This window comes from Mesorhizobium sp. M4B.F.Ca.ET.203.01.1.1, from assembly GCF_004791025.1.
Taxonomy (GTDB): domain Bacteria; phylum Pseudomonadota; class Alphaproteobacteria; order Rhizobiales; family Rhizobiaceae; genus Mesorhizobium; species Mesorhizobium abyssinicae.
The window spans coordinates 165124-180407 of the sequence record NZ_SRUO01000015.1; the positions used below are offsets into that span (position 1 = coordinate 165124).

The following is a 15284-nucleotide window of genomic DNA, read 5'->3' on the forward strand; positions in this document are numbered from 1 at the left end:
GCGCGGCGGAAACTGCGCCGGCAAGGACTCTATTGGAGAAGAAGCCGCGATGCGTGATACGGCCAGTGGCCCGCGCGTTCTGCTGAAGCGGCTCCGCGAGCTCATGCAGGAGCCGCTGGAGCCGCAGGAGCGGCTCGACCGCATCGTGCGCGACATCGCCTCCAACATGGTCGCCGAGGTGTGCTCGCTCTATGTGCTGCGCGCCGATTCGGTGCTCGAGCTCTACGCCACCGAAGGTCTCAATCCGAACGCCGTCCACCTGGCGCAGTTGCGGCTCGGCCAAGGTCTCGTCGGCACCATCGCCGCCAGCGCACGGCCGCTCAACCTCTCCAACGCGCAGGAGCATCCGGCCTTCGCCTACCTGCCGGAGACCGGCGAAGAGATCTACAACTCCTTCCTCGGGGTGCCAGTGCTCAGGGCGGGGCGGACGCTTGGCGTGCTCGTGGTGCAGAACAAGACCATGCGCCACTACCGCGACGATGAAGTCGAGGCTCTGGAAACGACGGCAATGGTCATCGCCGAGATGATCGCCACCGGCGATCTCGCCAGGCTGACCCGCCCGGGTCTGGAGCTCGACCTGCGCCGCCCGGTCAGCTTCACCGGCCTCTCGTTCAACGAAGGCGTCGGGCTCGGCCATGTCGTGCTGCACGAGCCGCGCATCGTCGTCACCAATCTGTTCAACGAGGACAGCGAGGAGGACGTCCGCCGGCTGCAGGCCTCGCTCGGCTCGCTGAGGCTGTCCATCGACGACATGCTGGAGCGCCGCGAGGTCGCCTTCGAGGGCGAGCACCGCGAGGTGCTCGAGGCCTACCGCATGTTCGCCAACGACAGCGGCTGGGTGCGCCGGCTGGAGGAAGCGATCCGCAACGGCCTGACGGCGGAAGCGGCGGTGGAGAAGGTGCAGAGCGACATGCGCGCCCGCATGCTGCACATGACCGACCCCTATCTGCGCGAGCGGATGAGCGATTTCGACGACCTTGCCAACCGCCTGCTGCGCCAGCTGATGGGGCGCGGGCCGGAGGATGTCGCGGCGTCGCTGCCGAAGGATGCCATCCTCGTCGCCCGTTCGATGGGCGCCGCCGAGCTGCTCGACTATCCGCGCGACAAGCTGCGCGGCGTGGTGCTGGAGGATGGGGCGGCGACCAGCCACGTCGTCATCGTGGCGCGCGCCATGGGCATTCCCGTCGCCGGGCAGATGAAGGGCGCCGTTTCGATGGCGGAAAACGGCGATGCCATCATCGTCGACGGCGAAGAGGGCACGATCCATCTCAGGCCGCAGCCCGACCTCGAGGCCGCCTATGCCGAGAAGGTGCGCTTCCGCGCCCGCCGGCAGGAGGTCTATCGCGAGCTGCGCAAGAAGCCGTCGGTGACCAAGGACGGTGTTGCGGTCGACCTCCTGATGAACGCCGGCCTCGCCGTCGACCTGCCGCAGCTTGCCGAGTCTGGCGCGGCCGGCATCGGCCTGTTCCGCACCGAGCTGCAATTCATGGTCGCCTCGACCTTCCCGCGCGCCGAAGCGCAGGAGCGGCTCTACCGCGACGTGCTCGAAGCGGCGCGCGGCAAGCCGGTGACCTTCCGCACCATCGACATCGGCGGCGACAAGGTGCTGCCCTACTTCAAGGGCGCGCTGCAGGAGGAGAACCCGGCGCTTGGCTGGCGGGCGATCCGGCTCACCCTCGACCGCCCGGGCCTGCTGAGGACGCAGATCCGCGCCTTGCTGAAAGCGTGCGGCGGCCGCGAGCTGAAGCTGATGCTGCCGATGGTGACGGAGCTCGGCGAGATCGCCCAGGCGCGCGAGATCATCGATCGCGAGGTCAGGCATCTGTCGCGCTTTGCCCACCACCTGCCGACCAGCCTGAAGCTCGGCGCGATGCTCGAAGTGCCGTCGCTGCTGTTCCAGCTCGACGAGCTGATGAAGGCGGTCGACTTCGTCTCGGTCGGCTCCAACGACCTGTTCCAGTTCGTCATGGCGGTCGATCGCGGCAACACGCAATTGTCCGACCGTTTCGACACGCTGTCGGCGCCGTTCCTGCGGGTGCTGAAGCAGATCGCCGATGCCGGCGCCCGCAACCACACGCCGGTGACGCTGTGCGGGGAACTCGCCGGAAAACCGATATCGGCGATGGCGCTGATCGGCCTCGGCTTCCGCTCGATCTCGATGTCGCCGGCCTCGATCGGCCCGGTCAAGGCGATGCTGACGGAACTGCCGCTCGACGAATTGCAGGCCTTCTTCGCCGACAATCTGATGGCGCCGGCGCAAGGGCTGCCGATGCGGGCGCTGCTGCAGGCCTTTGCCGACGACCGCTCCATTCCGCTATAGAATCCGCCATGATCAACCTGCCGCGCGACCGCATGGATCAAGTCGTCAAGCGTTTCGAGATGCTCGAAGCGCAGATGTCGGCCGGCCCGGCGCCGGATGCCTATGTGAAGATGGCATCTGAATATGCCGAGTTGCAGGACATGGTGGCCAAGGTCAGGGAATTGCGCTCGGCCGAGCACGAGCAGGCCGACCTCGAAGCGATGCTCGCCGACAAGGGCACCGATGCCGAGATGCGGGCGCTCGCCGAGGCGGATCTGCCAGGGGTGGAGGAGCGCATCGAGGCGCTGCAGAAGGATATCCAGATCCTGCTTCTGCCCAAGGATGCCGCCGACGACAAGAATGCCATCCTCGAAATCCGCGCCGGCACCGGTGGCGATGAAGCCGCTCTTTTCGCCGGCGACCTGTTTCGCATGTATGAGCGCTATGCCGCCGAACGCGGCTGGCGGTTCGAGACAGTGTCGGCCAGCGACGGCGATGCCGGCGGTTTCAAGGAAATCATCGCTACGGTCTCGGGCAAGGGCGTGTTCGCGCACCTGAAGTTCGAATCCGGCGTACATCGCGTGCAGCGCGTGCCGGCGACCGAGGCCAGCGGGCGCATCCACACCTCCGCTGCGACCGTCGCCGTGCTTCCGGAGGCCGAAGAGGTCGACATCGAAATCCGCGCCGAAGACATCCGCATCGACACGATGCGGGCCTCGGGTTCAGGCGGCCAGCACGTCAACACCACCGATTCGGCCGTCCGCATCACCCATTTGCCGACCGGCATCATGGTGGTGCAGGCGGAGAAATCGCAGCACCAGAACCGGGCGAAGGCCATGCAGATCCTGCGCGCTCGGCTCTATGATATGGAGCGCAGCAAGGCGGACGAGGAGCGTTCGGAATCGCGCAAGTCGCAGGTCGGCTCGGGCGACCGCTCGGAGCGCATCCGCACCTACAACTTTCCGCAAGGGCGCCTCACCGACCATCGCATCAACCTCACCCTCTACAAGCTCGACCGGGTGATGATGGGCGAGCTCGACGAGGTCGTCGATGCGCTGATCGCCGACCACCAGTCGAAGCTGCTCGCCGACATCGGCCTCGATGGCTGACATTTTGCCCGGCACGCTCGGGCCGCTGCTGCGGGAGGCGCGTCATCGTCTTGCCGCCGCCGGCGTGGCCGATCCGGCGCTGGATGCCTGGCTGCTGGTCGAGCATTTTTCCGGAACGACCCGCACCCAGGCCATCGCCGAGCCGTCGCAAACGGTGCGGGAGGACGCGATTGCGGCAATCGATGTGGCCCTGCGACGGCGCGTCGCAGGCGAGCCGGTTCACCGTATCCTCGGGTTTCGCGAGTTCTACGGCCTGCGGCTTGGGCTTTCACCCGAAACGCTGGAGCCGCGGCCCGACACCGAGACGTTGGTCGAGGCGATCCTACCCTTCGCCAGGGCGACAGCGGAGCGGCTTGGCGAATGCCGCATCCTCGATCTCGGCACCGGTACCGGCGCCATCGCGCTGGCCCTGCTCAGCGCCGTTCCCGGCGCTGTCGCCACTGGTGTCGACATTGCCGCGGGCGCGCTTGCCACCGCCATGCGCAATGCCTGCGAACTGGGCCTGGCCGACAGGTTCGAAACGCTTGAATCCGACTGGTTTGCAAAAGTTTCCGGCCGGTACCATGTAATTGCCGCAAACCCTCCCTATATACTCAGTCGAGACATAGGAAATCTGCAGGACGAGGTCCGCGATTTCGATCCGCATCTGGCCCTTGATGGCGGCGCGGACGGTCTTGGTCCCTACCGGATCATCGCCGCTGAGGCGACAAGGTTTCTGGAAGCCGAATGCAGGGTTGCGGTCGAGATCGGCCACACGCAACGGAACGAAGTCACGGACATCTTCTTGGCAGCCGGCTACCGGTTGTCCGGTATGTTCTGCGACCTCGGCGGAAACGACAGGGTTCTGGTGTTCGAACGCGCAAACCCCTGATGCAGTGCGAAATAGGGCTTGGCAATGCCCGGGAATGCAGCTAGGGTCGAAGTAACCGGATGAGACGAAGCAGGCAGTGCTCTTAGCGATTCGGTTTTCCTTGGAAATAGCTGCCTTCTTGCGCAATCGACGCCAATGCTTCGTGCGGGAATCGTCCGGCAAGTGATGTAACCGGAACAGGATGGCACGTGGCGCCAACGCAATTGATGCGGGCGAACGCCGGTGAAGAAACGAAACGGCTGGCTGCATGAGCGCCTCCGTTCGTAAAAAAGTTTTCGAAAATTTCACACTGAAGAGAGTCGAATGAGGCCACAACAGCAGAACAGGCGCATGCGCGGTCGCAACAACAATGGCGGCGGCGGTGGCAACAACAACAACCGCAAGGGCCCCAATCCCCTGACGCGCAACTACGAGAGCAACGGCCCGGACGTGAAGATCCGCGGATCGGCTCAGCAGATCGCCGAAAAATACGCCGCACTCGCCCGTGACGCGCAAAGCTCCGGCGACCGGGTGATGGCGGAGAACTACCTCCAGCACGCCGAGCACTACAATCGCATCATTGCCGCCGCGCAGGCGCAGATGCCGATCCAGAACGTCCAGCAGAACCGCGACGATTTCGACGACGATGCGGACGAGGATCGCGACGAGTTCGACAACAACATCGGCAACAGCAATACCGCGGAAGCCCCGGCTGCGCAGGCCAACCATGGCGGCGGGCCGCAGCCGGTGATCGAAGGCGAACTGGCCTTCAACCAGGACAACGGCAGCCGCGATGGCGGTGGGCGCGACGGCCGTGACAATGGCCAGCGCGACAACAATGGCGGGCGCCACCGCGACCGCCGCCCGAACGGCGGCTACGGCCAGAACGGCCAGCGCGGTGATTATAACCAGCGCGGCGAAAATGGCGGCCAGCGCTTCGACCAGAACCGCCGCAACGAGGCGCCGGCGCAGCCGGAAAGCGCCTCCCCGGCGGAGCCGGCCGTCGCGGCCGAGCAGGCACCTTTGTTCGACAGTTTTTCGCCGGCGGCTCTCGCTGCCCAGGCAGAGCGCAACGAAGCGGCCTCCGACAATGGCGGCTCGCGCCGCCAGCGCCGTCCGCGCCGTGCACGCGGCAATGCCGACGAAACCGGTGCCGACCAGGCCGATAGCCAGGTGGAAACCGGCAGCGACAATGCCGGTGCCGAAGCGGTGAATGCCGCCCCTGTCGAAGGCAATGCCGCACCGGCCGAGGACAATCCGGCGCCGGCCGACGGCGCCTCCAGCGATCCGGTTGCTGCCGACGTCAACAACTGAACGGGTCCGGTTTTCAGGTCATCAAGCGGCGGAGAGAAATCTCCGCCGTTTTCGTTTTGCGCGGCGCTGGAATAATATGCATCCCGCGCCGCCTGGACGCCTTGAGAGCCCTGTGCCCCTTCACCATATCTCGCGTGAACAGGATCCGGCTCGAATGAGCGGGTCCGTCACCGCAATCTGATCCGGTGCCGCAAAGCGGGCCGGTGATGGAAGGAGACAGATATGAACCTTGAAAAATACTCGGAGCGCGTGCGCGGCTTCATCCAGTCCGCCCAGACAATGGCGCTCTCGCGCAACCACCAGCAATTCACGCCTGAACATATGCTGAAGGTGCTCGTCGATGACGACGAGGGCCTGGCCGCGTCGCTGATCGAGCGTGCCGGCGGCAATGCCCGCGACGTCAAGCTGGGCGTCGAGGCGGCGCTCGAGGCGATGCCCAGGGTGGAAGGCGGCAACGGCCAGCTTTACCTGGCGCAGCCTTTGGCCAAGGTGTTCGCGACCGCCGAGGACCTGGCCAAGAAGGCGGGCGACAGTTTCGTCACCGTCGAACGGCTGCTGCAGGCGCTCGCCATGGAGAAGTCGGCCAAGACCGCCGACATCCTGTCCAAGGCCGGCGTCACCGCGCAGGCGCTGAACCAGGTCATCAACGATGTCCGCAAGGGCCGCACCGCCGATTCGGCGAGCGCCGAGCAGGGCTATGATGCGCTGAAGAAGTACGCGCGGGATCTGACAGCCGACGCTCGCGCCGGCAAGCTCGATCCGGTCATCGGCCGCGACGACGAGATCCGCCGCACCATCCAGGTGCTGTCGCGCCGCACAAAGAACAATCCGGTGCTGATCGGCGAGCCTGGCGTCGGCAAGACGGCGATCGCCGAGGGCCTGGCGCTGCGCATCGTCAATGGCGACGTGCCGGAATCGCTAAAGGACAAGCAACTGATGGCGCTCGACATGGGCGCGCTGATCGCCGGCGCCAAATATCGCGGCGAGTTCGAGGAGCGGCTGAAAGCCGTGCTCAACGAGGTCACGGCCGCCGCCGGCGGCATCATCCTGTTCATCGACGAGATGCACACGCTGGTCGGCGCCGGCAAGGCGGACGGCGCCATGGATGCGTCCAACCTTCTGAAGCCGGCGCTGGCGCGCGGCGAGCTGCACTGCGTCGGCGCGACCACGCTCGACGAGTACCGCAAGCATGTCGAGAAGGACCCGGCGCTGGCCCGCCGATTCCAGCCGGTGTTCGTCAACGAGCCGACGGTGGAGGACACGGTCTCGATCCTGCGCGGACTGAAGGAGAAGTACGAGCAGCACCACAAGGTGCGCATCTCCGATTCGGCGCTGGTCTCGGCGGCGACGCTGTCGAACCGCTATATCGCCGACCGCTTCCTGCCGGACAAGGCGATCGACCTTGTCGACGAGGCCGCCTCGCGGCTGCGAATGCAGGTCGATTCGAAGCCGGAGGCGCTGGACGAGATCGACCGCCGCATCATGCAGCTCAAGATCGAGCGCGAAGCGCTCAAGGTCGAGAAGGACGACGCCTCGAAGGACCGGCTCGCCAGGCTGGAAAAGGAGCTTGCCGGGCTGGAGGAGGAGTCCACCGAGCTCACCTCGAAATGGCAGGCCGAGAAGCAGAAGCTCGGCCTCGCCGCCGACCTCAAGAAGCAGCTTGACGAGGCGCGCAACGAATTGGCCATCGCCCAGCGCAAGGGCGAGTTCCAGCGCGCCGGCGAGCTTGCCTATGGCAAGATCCCGGAGCTGGAGAAGAAGCTGAAGGAGGCCGAGACGCAGGACGGCAAGGCCGGCATGGTCGAGGAAGTGGTCACGCCCGACCACGTCGCCCATATCGTGTCGCGCTGGACCGGCATTCCGGTCGACAAGATGCTGGAAGGCGAGCGCGACAAGCTGTTGCGCATGGAAGACGAGATCGGCAAGCGGGTCGTCGGTCAGGGCGAAGCGGTGCAGGCGGTGTCGAAAGCGGTGCGGCGCGCTCGCGCGGGCCTGCAGGATCCGAACCGGCCGATCGGCTCGTTCATGTTCCTCGGCCCGACCGGCGTCGGCAAGACCGAGCTCACCAAGGCGCTCGCCAATTTCCTGTTCGACGACGAAAACGCTTTGGTGCGCATCGACATGTCGGAGTTCATGGAAAAGCACTCGGTCGCCCGGCTGATCGGCGCGCCTCCCGGCTATGTCGGCTATGAGGAAGGCGGCACGCTGACCGAAGCGGTGCGGCGGCGGCCCTACCAGGTCGTGCTGTTCGACGAGATCGAGAAGGCGCATCCGGATGTCTTCAACGTGCTGCTGCAGGTGCTCGACGACGGCCGGCTGACCGATGGCCAGGGCCGCACGGTCGACTTCCGCAACACGCTGATCATCATGACCTCGAACCTCGGCGCCGAATATCTCGTCGGCCTCGGCGAGGACCAGGATGTCGATGCCGTGCGCGACGAGGTGATGAGCGTGGTGAGGACCTCGTTCCGGCCGGAGTTCCTCAACCGCGTCGACGAGGTGATCCTGTTCCACCGGCTGCGCCGGCAGGACATGGACCGCATCGTCGAGATCCAGCTCAAGCGGCTGGAGAACCTGCTCGCCGACCGCAAGATCACGCTGTCGCTGGATCATGACGCGATCGAGTGGCTGGCGGCCAAAGGCTACGACCCGGCCTATGGCGCGCGGCCGCTGAAGCGGGTGATGCAGAAGGAGCTGCAGGATCCGCTGGCTGAGAAGATCCTGCTCGGCGAGATCCTCGACGGCTCGACAGTCAAGGTCACCGCAGGTTCCGACCGGCTGAACTTCCGCTCGAAGCCGACGGTCGTGGCGACCGAGGCGGCGGCCTGAACCGCCTTGCCTTACCGGAACGGCGGAGCCTGAATGGGCTTCGCCGTTCTTCTTGTTTGAAATGGCGGGGCCCGCATGACGCTAGACGACTACAACAGCTTCTGCGCCTCGCTGCCCCGGGCGACCCATGTCGTCCAGTGGGGCGGCGCTCACGTCTGGAAGGTCGGCGGCAAGGTGTTTGCCATTGGCGGCTGGAACGAGGGCAAACAGCTCTTCGTCACCTTCAAATGTTCCGACATCGCCTATGACGTGCTGAAGGAGCAGCCAGGCTGCAGGCCCGCGCCCTATCTTGCCTCGCGCGGCATGAAATGGATCCAGCGCCAGACAAGCCAGAGCATGGATGATGCGGCGCTGAAGGACTATCTCGGCGAAAGTCACCGCCTGGTCGTCCTCAAGCTGACGAGACAGACACGCAGGGAATTGGGCCTGTAGCAGCCGGCAGTCCGCCATCTTCATGCCCGGTTCATGTTGGAACCTTAAGCTCGGTAAATGGTTTGCTGGCGAAGGGCTCGCCACAAAGGGACATGCCGCGCGGCGGCAATTACGGACCGGAGAGTTGGCCACAATGTTGCGCACGATCGTCTGCCTTTCGGCTGTTGTCGCCGGATTGGTGTCTTCCGGCGCGTTCGCGGCGCCGAGTGGCGACGGCGCGGAAAGGGAGGCCCGCGCTCCCGGCGGCATCCTTCTCGCCCAGGACGGCAACATCGACGTCTATTACGACGCCAGGGGAAACCGCGTCATAGTCGATGCAGATACCGGCAAGGTCATCGCTATCCAGCCACCGGGCACCAGGCTCGATCGCAGGGCGCTGCGCCGGCAGCTGCGGATGCAGGAGCTCGGCCGCGCGCCGGTCGAGGATGACGACCGCTACTATCTCGACGATCCCGAAGACATGGCCCGCTTCCGCCGCAGGCAGCTGGACGAGGAAGGCAGGGTGATTCCGCCGCCGGCCGACGAATACGATCCCTATGGCGACAATTCCGTGGATGCCTTTCCCCCGGTGCCGGATGATGAAGGCAACACCGCCACCTACCCGGAGGCGCCGAAGCCGAATACCGTCAAGCGCCAACCGCTGAACGAGGCGTCGATCGACCCGAACCAGCCGGCCAATCCGGATACGCAGGCTTCCCTGCCGCCGGACACCGGCGGCAAGGCCACCGTCGACCCGTCGCTGTCGCTCGGCGCGCGCCAGGATGTGGCGGCGCTGCAGGTGCTGCTCGATCGCGCCGGCGCGTCGCCGGGCGTGATCGACGGGCGATTCGGCTCCAATGTCGACAAGGCGCTGGCCGCCTACAACGAGATCACCGGCAGCAATCTGCGCTCGACCGACGCCGTCGGCATTCAGTCGGCGCTGGCGCAGTCGGGCGGCGATGCGTTCGCCTCCTACACCATCACGCCCGAGGACGCGGCCGGCCCCTACGTCGCGTCGATCCCGGAAGACTACAGCCAGAAGGCGCAGCTCGACCGCATGGGCTACACCTCCGTCACCGAAGCGCTGGCCGAGCGTTTCCATATGGACGAGAACTATCTGAAGTCGATCAATCAGGGCCTCGATTTCAACCGCCCCGGCACGATCATCAAGGTTGCCAATTTCGGCAGGCTGGTGTCGACGCCGGTCGCCCGTATCGTGGCCGACAAGGGCAAGAAGGAAGTCTTCGCCTATGATGCTGCGGGCAAGCTGGTCGCCGCCTATCCGGCCACCATCGGCTCGTCCGACACGCCATCGCCGTCGGGCATCCACACCGTGTCGCGTATCGCGCTCGACCCGAACTACACCTACAACCCGAGCATCAATTTCAAGCAGGGCCAGAACGACAAGATCCTGACCATTCCGCCGGGGCCGAACGGGCCTGTCGGCTCGGTGTGGATTGCGCTGGACAAGCCGACCTACGGCATCCACGGCACGCCCGACCCGTCCAAGATCGGCAAGACCGAAAGCCATGGCTGCGTGCGCCTGACCAACTGGGATGCGCGGGAACTTGCCAAGCTGGTGTCACCGGGCGTCACCGTGGAGTTCGTCGGCGGACCCACGATCATCGATGTCGGCGGGACCTCAACCGATGAATTTACGCAGCAGTGAGGCGCGCGGCGCGGCGGCATACACCAGCTGCGCCAGCAGGATGAACGCGATACTGAGCAGCGGGCTGAACAGGCAAAGTGCCGCGCCGACCGCCCACAGGATCTGCGCCTTGATGATGCGCTGATAGACAGTGCGGGTCGTGTCCGCGTCGACCTCCTCGGCGATGAAGCCATTCTTTTGCGCGTACCACCAGCTGGCGAAAAGCGTCACGCCAAGCATCAGAAGATTCAGCCAGTAGACGAGCACCGCGACCCGGTATTCGAGGAAATCGGCCAGCAGGTCGGTGGAGAACGGCAGCAGCGCGATGAAGGCCAGAAAGCAGAGATTGAGCGTTGCCAGCCGCCGGTCCGATCTTGCGATCAGGCCATGCTGCGCCTGCTGGCCGAACCAGAAGATGGTCAGGGTCAGGAAGCTCAGCGCATAGGTCAGGAAGCGCGGGGCGAGTGCCGCAATCGCGGCAAGCAGTTCGATTTCCGAATGCACCGCTTCATGCGGCGGCACCCTGATTTCCAGCACGATCAAGGTCAGCGCGATGGCGAAGACGCCGTCGGTTATGCCAACGATGCGCCCGCGTCCTTCTGCCGATGGTTCGAGCGGTCGCTTCATGGTTTCCCCTTTTGGCGCTGGTTCGGTTGGCGGGTCGGAACCTAGCACGCGACGCTTCGTTTGCATCATAAGTGCCGGCCCTCCTGGCCGTCCTGCCAGCGCAATCTGGTTTCAAGAACAGCAATCTTGTGGCTTGTTGCCGCGACCTCACCGCAGAGCTAAGCAGGCTGTCATGTCAGCTTCGGACGAAAACATCGCCGATTCGCTTTCGACCGCGCAGCGTGCGAACGGCACGTTCTGCCCGCAGGCGCAGCGCAAGTTCGTGCTGATCGCCGCGATCCTGGCGTCCGCGCTCGGTTTCATCGACGGCTCGGTCCTGGCCATCGCGATGCCGGCGCTGCGGGAAAATCTCGGCGCCAGCCTGGCCGAGGTGCAATGGATTTCCAACGCCTATGCGCTGACGCTATCGGCGCTGATCCTGGCAGGCGGTGCCGCCGGCGACCGGTTCGGGCTCAGGCGCGCATTCGTGACCGGCATTGCGCTGTTCATCGCCGCTTCGCTGGCCTGCGCGCTGGCGCCCAATGCCGGCGTGCTGATCGGCTTCCGCGCCATCCAGGGGATCGGCGCCGCCATCATGGTGCCGGGCAGCCTCGCCATCATCGCCAAGGCCTATCCGAAGAAGGAGCGCGGCCGTGCGATCGGCGTCTGGGCCGCGGCCTCGGCGCTGACGACCGCGCTCGGTCCGGTTCTGGGCGGCCTCGTGCTGTCCACCTTCGGCAATGGCATCTGGCGAGCGATCTTCGCCATCAACCTGCCGCTGGGCCTCATCTCGATCTATCTTCTCCTGGCCAAGGTGCCGGCCGATGACGCGACGGAAAAGCGCAGCCTCGACCTCGGCGGCGCCGGACTCGCCACGCTGGCGTTCGGATTGCTGGCCTACGGCCTGACCTCGATGAGCGCCGAGGGCGGCGGCCAAATGTCCTGGCCGAGCATCGCAGCCGGCCTGGTGCTGCTTGTCGTGTTCGTTTTCTTCGAGCGCCAGCATCGCGAGCCGATGATCGACCTGTCGCTGTTTCGGATCGGCGCCTTCGCCGGCGCCAATCTCGCGACCTTCTTTCTCTATTTCGCGCTGTCGGCCAATCTGTTCTACCTGCCGATGCTGCTGATTGCCGGCTGGGGGCTGAGCACGGCCGAGGTCGGCTTCATTTTCGTGCCGCTGTCGGCATCGATCGCGCTGCTGTCGGGACCTGTCGGCCAGTGGTCGGACAAGATCGGGCCGAGATTCCCGATCGCCGCCGGCAGCCTGCTCGTTGCCTTTGCCTTTGCCGGGCTGGCGCTGCTCACCCATGCCGGCATCCATAATTTCTGGACCGGGACCTTTCCATTGATGGCGCTGATGGGGCTCGGCATGGCGCTGGTCGTGTCGCCGCTGTCGACCGCGATCATGACGGCGGTCGAGGACAAGGACACCGGCGCCGCCTCGGGCATAAACAATGCGGTCTCGCGCATCGGCGGCCTGATCGCGGTTGCGGCGATGGGTTCGCTCGCGGCCTGGGTCTACGCACTGAACACCGGCGCTGCGCCCGGCATTCCGGGTTTCGGACAACAGGCGCCGGCAGGGCTTGCATCGGATCTCGAAGCCGCAAGGCTCGCCGCCAGCGACGCGGCCTTCGCGGCCGTCGCCGCCGTCACCACGCTGCTCTGCCTGCTTGCGGCCGTCATCGCCTGGATGACGGTTTCCGGCCAGGCGCTGCCGTGGCCACGCCGAGCGGATGATCCACAGGCTGATTCGCCACGAAACTGATTCGTCGCGGGCGACAGGCGGATTCGCTCGCCAACCTATCCTTCGACCTTGGCGCTGGCGACCTTGAGCGGATTGTTGTCTTCCTGCTTGAGCAGGTCGTCGATACGCTCGCGCTCGCGCTTGAAGGCAACCAGGTCGTCGCCTTTCAGCACCTTGCCGACCGGCAGACGAACGCGCATCGGATCGACCTTGGTGCCGTTGACGATCAGCTCGTAGTGAAGATGCGGGCCGGTGGCGAGGCCGGTCTGGCCGAGATAGCCGATGACCTGGCCCTGGCGGACATGGACGCCTGGCTCGATGCCTTTGGCAAAGGCGGTCTGGTGATTGTAGGAGGTTTCGTAGCCGTTGGCGTGGCGGATGATGATCTGCTTGCCATAGCCGCCGGCCCAGCCGGCCTTCTCGATGGTGCCGTTGCCGGCGGCGATGATCGGCGTGCCGATCGGGGCGGCCCAGTCGACGCCGGTGTGCATGCGGACATAGCCGAGGATCGGATGCCGGCGGGCGCCGAAGCCGGAGCGGAATTTTCCCGCCGGCAGGGGATTGCGCAGCAGGAACTGCTGGGCGCTGGAGCCGTTCTCATCGAAATAGTCGGTGCTGCCGTCCTGCATCTGGAAGCGATAGAAGTTGCGCAGCTGTCCGCCGAAGGTCGCCGAGACATAGAGCAATTCGGATTCGTCGGAGGCCTGGTCGTCGCCGTCCGGCTGCGAGAACAGCACGTCGATTCTGTCCGAGGGGCTGAGCCGCGACTGGAAGTCGACATCCGAGGCGAGCAGCTTGACCAGTTGCTGGGTCAGCTTCTTCGACATGCCGTAGGAATAGGCGGCGCGGTAGATGCCGTCATAGATGTTGGGCAGGTTGCCGCGCACGATCACCGGCGGCGAATCGTCGAATGCGGTCAGCAGTTCGGGATTGGGCTCGGGCTCCTGCGCCGGCACGTACTGGCCGCGATCGTCGAGCGCGATGGTGACGATGTGCTGGGTCCGGTCATAGACGCTGGTGCGCACCACCTTGGCGGCATCGCCATGGATTTCGAGCCCGACGCGCAGCACGGTTCCGGCCTTCAGCGCCGGGGCGTTCAAAAGCTTGCCGATCGCCTCGGCCATGCCGGTGGCGTCGCCGCCGGTATAGCCCGAATCAGCAAAGGCCTCGGCGATGTCGGTGTCCTTGGTGAAGGGGATGATTTCCTCGGCGAAGGCCGGCGTCTGATCGTCCGCCTCGACGCGCGGCGAGACCGAGACATTCTCGGGCACGATCTTCACGTCATAGGAGCCGGCCATGCTTTCGGCGAAGGCATCGCCGAACCGCTGCGGATCGACATAGTGCAAGGAGGCGACCTGGATGGCGCCGTCGCTGAGATCGGTGCCGGCCTCGCGCACCACCTTTTCCACCTCGTCGGCGGACAGGTCGCTCTTCTCGTCGAAGGACGCCGTTTCGATCGGGAAATCGACGGTCTTCAGCGACATCTCGCTTTCGACCTTGGCGCCATAGATCTGGCCGGCGACGGCCGCTGGCGCCGGCTGGCCGGCATTGTCGTCGCCGTCGTCGCTGAACACCTGCATCGGGTCGAAGGGCGGGTAGGGGCGGTTGGTCGTGTGGCCGGCGGCCAGCGCCATCTTGATCTGCACGAAAGGCATGGTGTGGATGACGTCGCGGTCGCCGACCTTGGTGACCATCGACACTTCCATGCGCCGGCGGTCCTTGGCCTTGGCGATCTGACGCGGCGCCACCAGCCTGGTGGTCTTGGCCATCTCGCCTGAATCGCCGCCGTTCTCCATATGGGCGAGCTCGGCGATCTCGGGCGGCGTCGCCAATTGCTGACGCCCGTCGAGCGCGGCGAACAGCGCCACGCCCATCAGGACGCTGGACGTCACGCCGGTGAGAAAAGTGCCCGACAGCCAGCGCGCCGATACCTCGCGCCGATCGGGCGGGCCGCTCCGGCCATCCGCGATCAGCGGCGGCTCGTTGCCGAGTTCGGCTATGACATCTTCCGTATCTGGCATCCAGAAAGGCTGCTTCTTCCCCGGGCGGAACGGCTTGTCGCTTTTGTTGTGCGCATGACATTTGCCTGTCACGGCGGTTTAAGTCAACGAAACGCCAAGCCTAGGCCGAAATCCCCAACCGCGCGTCTCTTATAACTGGTCTTCCCACAGTCCCTATAGAAGGCCTCGCGCGGGGGTGCGCGGGCGCCTCCTTCGTTGGTGCCGGTGTCGAACCGCAATGCGGCGGCAATAGGGCTCCCTGGTGGCCGCCATCCGCGTTATCCCCGTTCCGTAGGGGCAGCCGGCTATCAACAGGCAGGGGCCGAAACTTCTGTCGCAAAAAGTTCAAAAACATCTGAGAAGGCTGTTGACAGTATGAAGAGGTGGCGACTATATACGCCTCACCAACGAGGGCGGCTCGCCGCTGGCGACGAAGAAGTTCGCTTCTAAATCTGCCCTTGTGAGAAATTCAAG

Annotated in this window: 10 protein-coding genes; 8 read left to right on the plus strand and 2 right to left on the minus strand. The window is 65.3% G+C overall.

What is annotated here, in order from left to right; genetic code table 11:
• The first annotated feature begins 49 nt into the window (after positions 1-49).
• From ptsP to EN846_RS26460, 7 genes are all read left to right on the plus strand, one after another.
• A complete protein-coding gene (ptsP, locus tag EN846_RS26430; protein ID WP_135913973.1) occupies positions 50-2320 on the plus strand; it encodes a phosphoenolpyruvate--protein phosphotransferase in 2271 nt (756 codons plus the stop codon).
• Between the two features lie 8 nt (positions 2321-2328).
• Positions 2329-3408, plus strand: coding sequence for a peptide chain release factor 1 (gene prfA / locus EN846_RS26435; protein WP_127309168.1), 1080 nt, complete (start codon positions 2329-2331; stop codon positions 3406-3408).
• A complete protein-coding gene (gene prmC, locus EN846_RS26440) occupies positions 3401-4279 on the plus strand; it encodes a peptide chain release factor N(5)-glutamine methyltransferase (RefSeq protein ID WP_127392795.1) in 879 nt (292 codons plus the stop codon). The genes prfA and prmC overlap by 8 nt, the downstream gene beginning before the upstream one ends.
• Before the next feature lie 330 nt (positions 4280-4609).
• Positions 4610-5572, plus strand: a complete 963-nt coding sequence (locus EN846_RS26445) for a DUF4167 domain-containing protein (protein ID WP_245511353.1) — start codon at positions 4610-4612, stop codon at positions 5570-5572.
• A gap of 222 nt (positions 5573-5794) precedes the next feature.
• A complete protein-coding gene (gene clpB / locus EN846_RS26450; RefSeq protein ID WP_127391301.1) occupies positions 5795-8401 on the plus strand; it encodes an ATP-dependent chaperone ClpB in 2607 nt (868 codons plus the stop codon).
• Between the two features lie 75 nt (positions 8402-8476).
• A complete protein-coding gene (locus EN846_RS26455) occupies positions 8477-8833 on the plus strand; it encodes an MmcQ/YjbR family DNA-binding protein (RefSeq protein WP_127391300.1) in 357 nt (118 codons plus the stop codon).
• Positions 8834-8966: 133 nt separating this feature from the next.
• On the plus strand, positions 8967-10481 hold the full coding sequence (locus tag EN846_RS26460; protein WP_127391299.1) for a L,D-transpeptidase family protein: 1515 nt from the start codon (positions 8967-8969) through the stop codon (positions 10479-10481).
• On the opposite strand, the gene EN846_RS26465 is transcribed toward EN846_RS26460, so the two are convergent.
• Positions 10455-11087, minus strand: coding sequence for a TMEM175 family protein (locus tag EN846_RS26465; protein ID WP_127391298.1), 633 nt, complete (start codon positions 11085-11087; stop codon positions 10455-10457). The two genes, EN846_RS26460 and EN846_RS26465, sit on opposite strands and share 27 nt — an antisense overlap.
• Positions 11088-11259: 172 nt before the next feature.
• On the opposite strand from EN846_RS26465, the gene EN846_RS26470 reads away from it, so the two are divergent.
• Positions 11260-12831 (plus strand): MFS transporter, encoded by a 1572-nt coding sequence (locus tag EN846_RS26470; protein ID WP_127391297.1) that lies wholly within the window; start codon positions 11260-11262, stop codon positions 12829-12831.
• 35 nt (positions 12832-12866) lie between these two features.
• Here EN846_RS26470 and EN846_RS26475 read toward each other — a convergent pair whose 3' ends face one another.
• Entirely contained in the window at positions 12867-14831 is a 1965-nt protein-coding gene (locus tag EN846_RS26475) for a M23 family metallopeptidase (protein ID WP_187331473.1), read from the minus strand.
• Between the last annotated feature and the right edge of the window lie 453 nt (positions 14832-15284).

What these genes read in the sequence shown, in the direction of transcription:
- clpB (WP_127391301.1), top strand. Translation starts at nt 5,795, where the DNA reads ATGAACCTTGAAAAATACTCGGAGCGCGTGCGCGGCTTCATCCAGTCC.
- EN846_RS26455 (WP_127391300.1), top strand. Translation starts at nt 8,477, where the DNA reads ATGACGCTAGACGACTACAACAGCTTCTGCGCCTCGCTGCCCCGGGCG.
- prmC (WP_127392795.1), top strand. Translation starts at nt 3,401, where the DNA reads ATGGCTGACATTTTGCCCGGCACGCTCGGGCCGCTGCTGCGGGAGGCG.
- EN846_RS26475 (WP_187331473.1), bottom strand. Translation starts at nt 14,831, where the DNA reads ATGCCAGATACGGAAGATGTCATAGCCGAACTCGGCAACGAGCCGCCG.
- ptsP (WP_135913973.1), top strand. Translation starts at nt 50, where the DNA reads ATGCGTGATACGGCCAGTGGCCCGCGCGTTCTGCTGAAGCGGCTCCGC.
- EN846_RS26465 (WP_127391298.1), bottom strand. Translation starts at nt 11,087, where the DNA reads ATGAAGCGACCGCTCGAACCATCGGCAGAAGGACGCGGGCGCATCGTT.
- prfA (WP_127309168.1), top strand. Translation starts at nt 2,329, where the DNA reads ATGATCAACCTGCCGCGCGACCGCATGGATCAAGTCGTCAAGCGTTTC.
- EN846_RS26460 (WP_127391299.1), top strand. Translation starts at nt 8,967, where the DNA reads ATGTTGCGCACGATCGTCTGCCTTTCGGCTGTTGTCGCCGGATTGGTG.
- EN846_RS26445 (WP_245511353.1), top strand. Translation starts at nt 4,610, where the DNA reads ATGCGCGGTCGCAACAACAATGGCGGCGGCGGTGGCAACAACAACAAC.
- EN846_RS26470 (WP_127391297.1), top strand. Translation starts at nt 11,260, where the DNA reads ATGTCAGCTTCGGACGAAAACATCGCCGATTCGCTTTCGACCGCGCAG.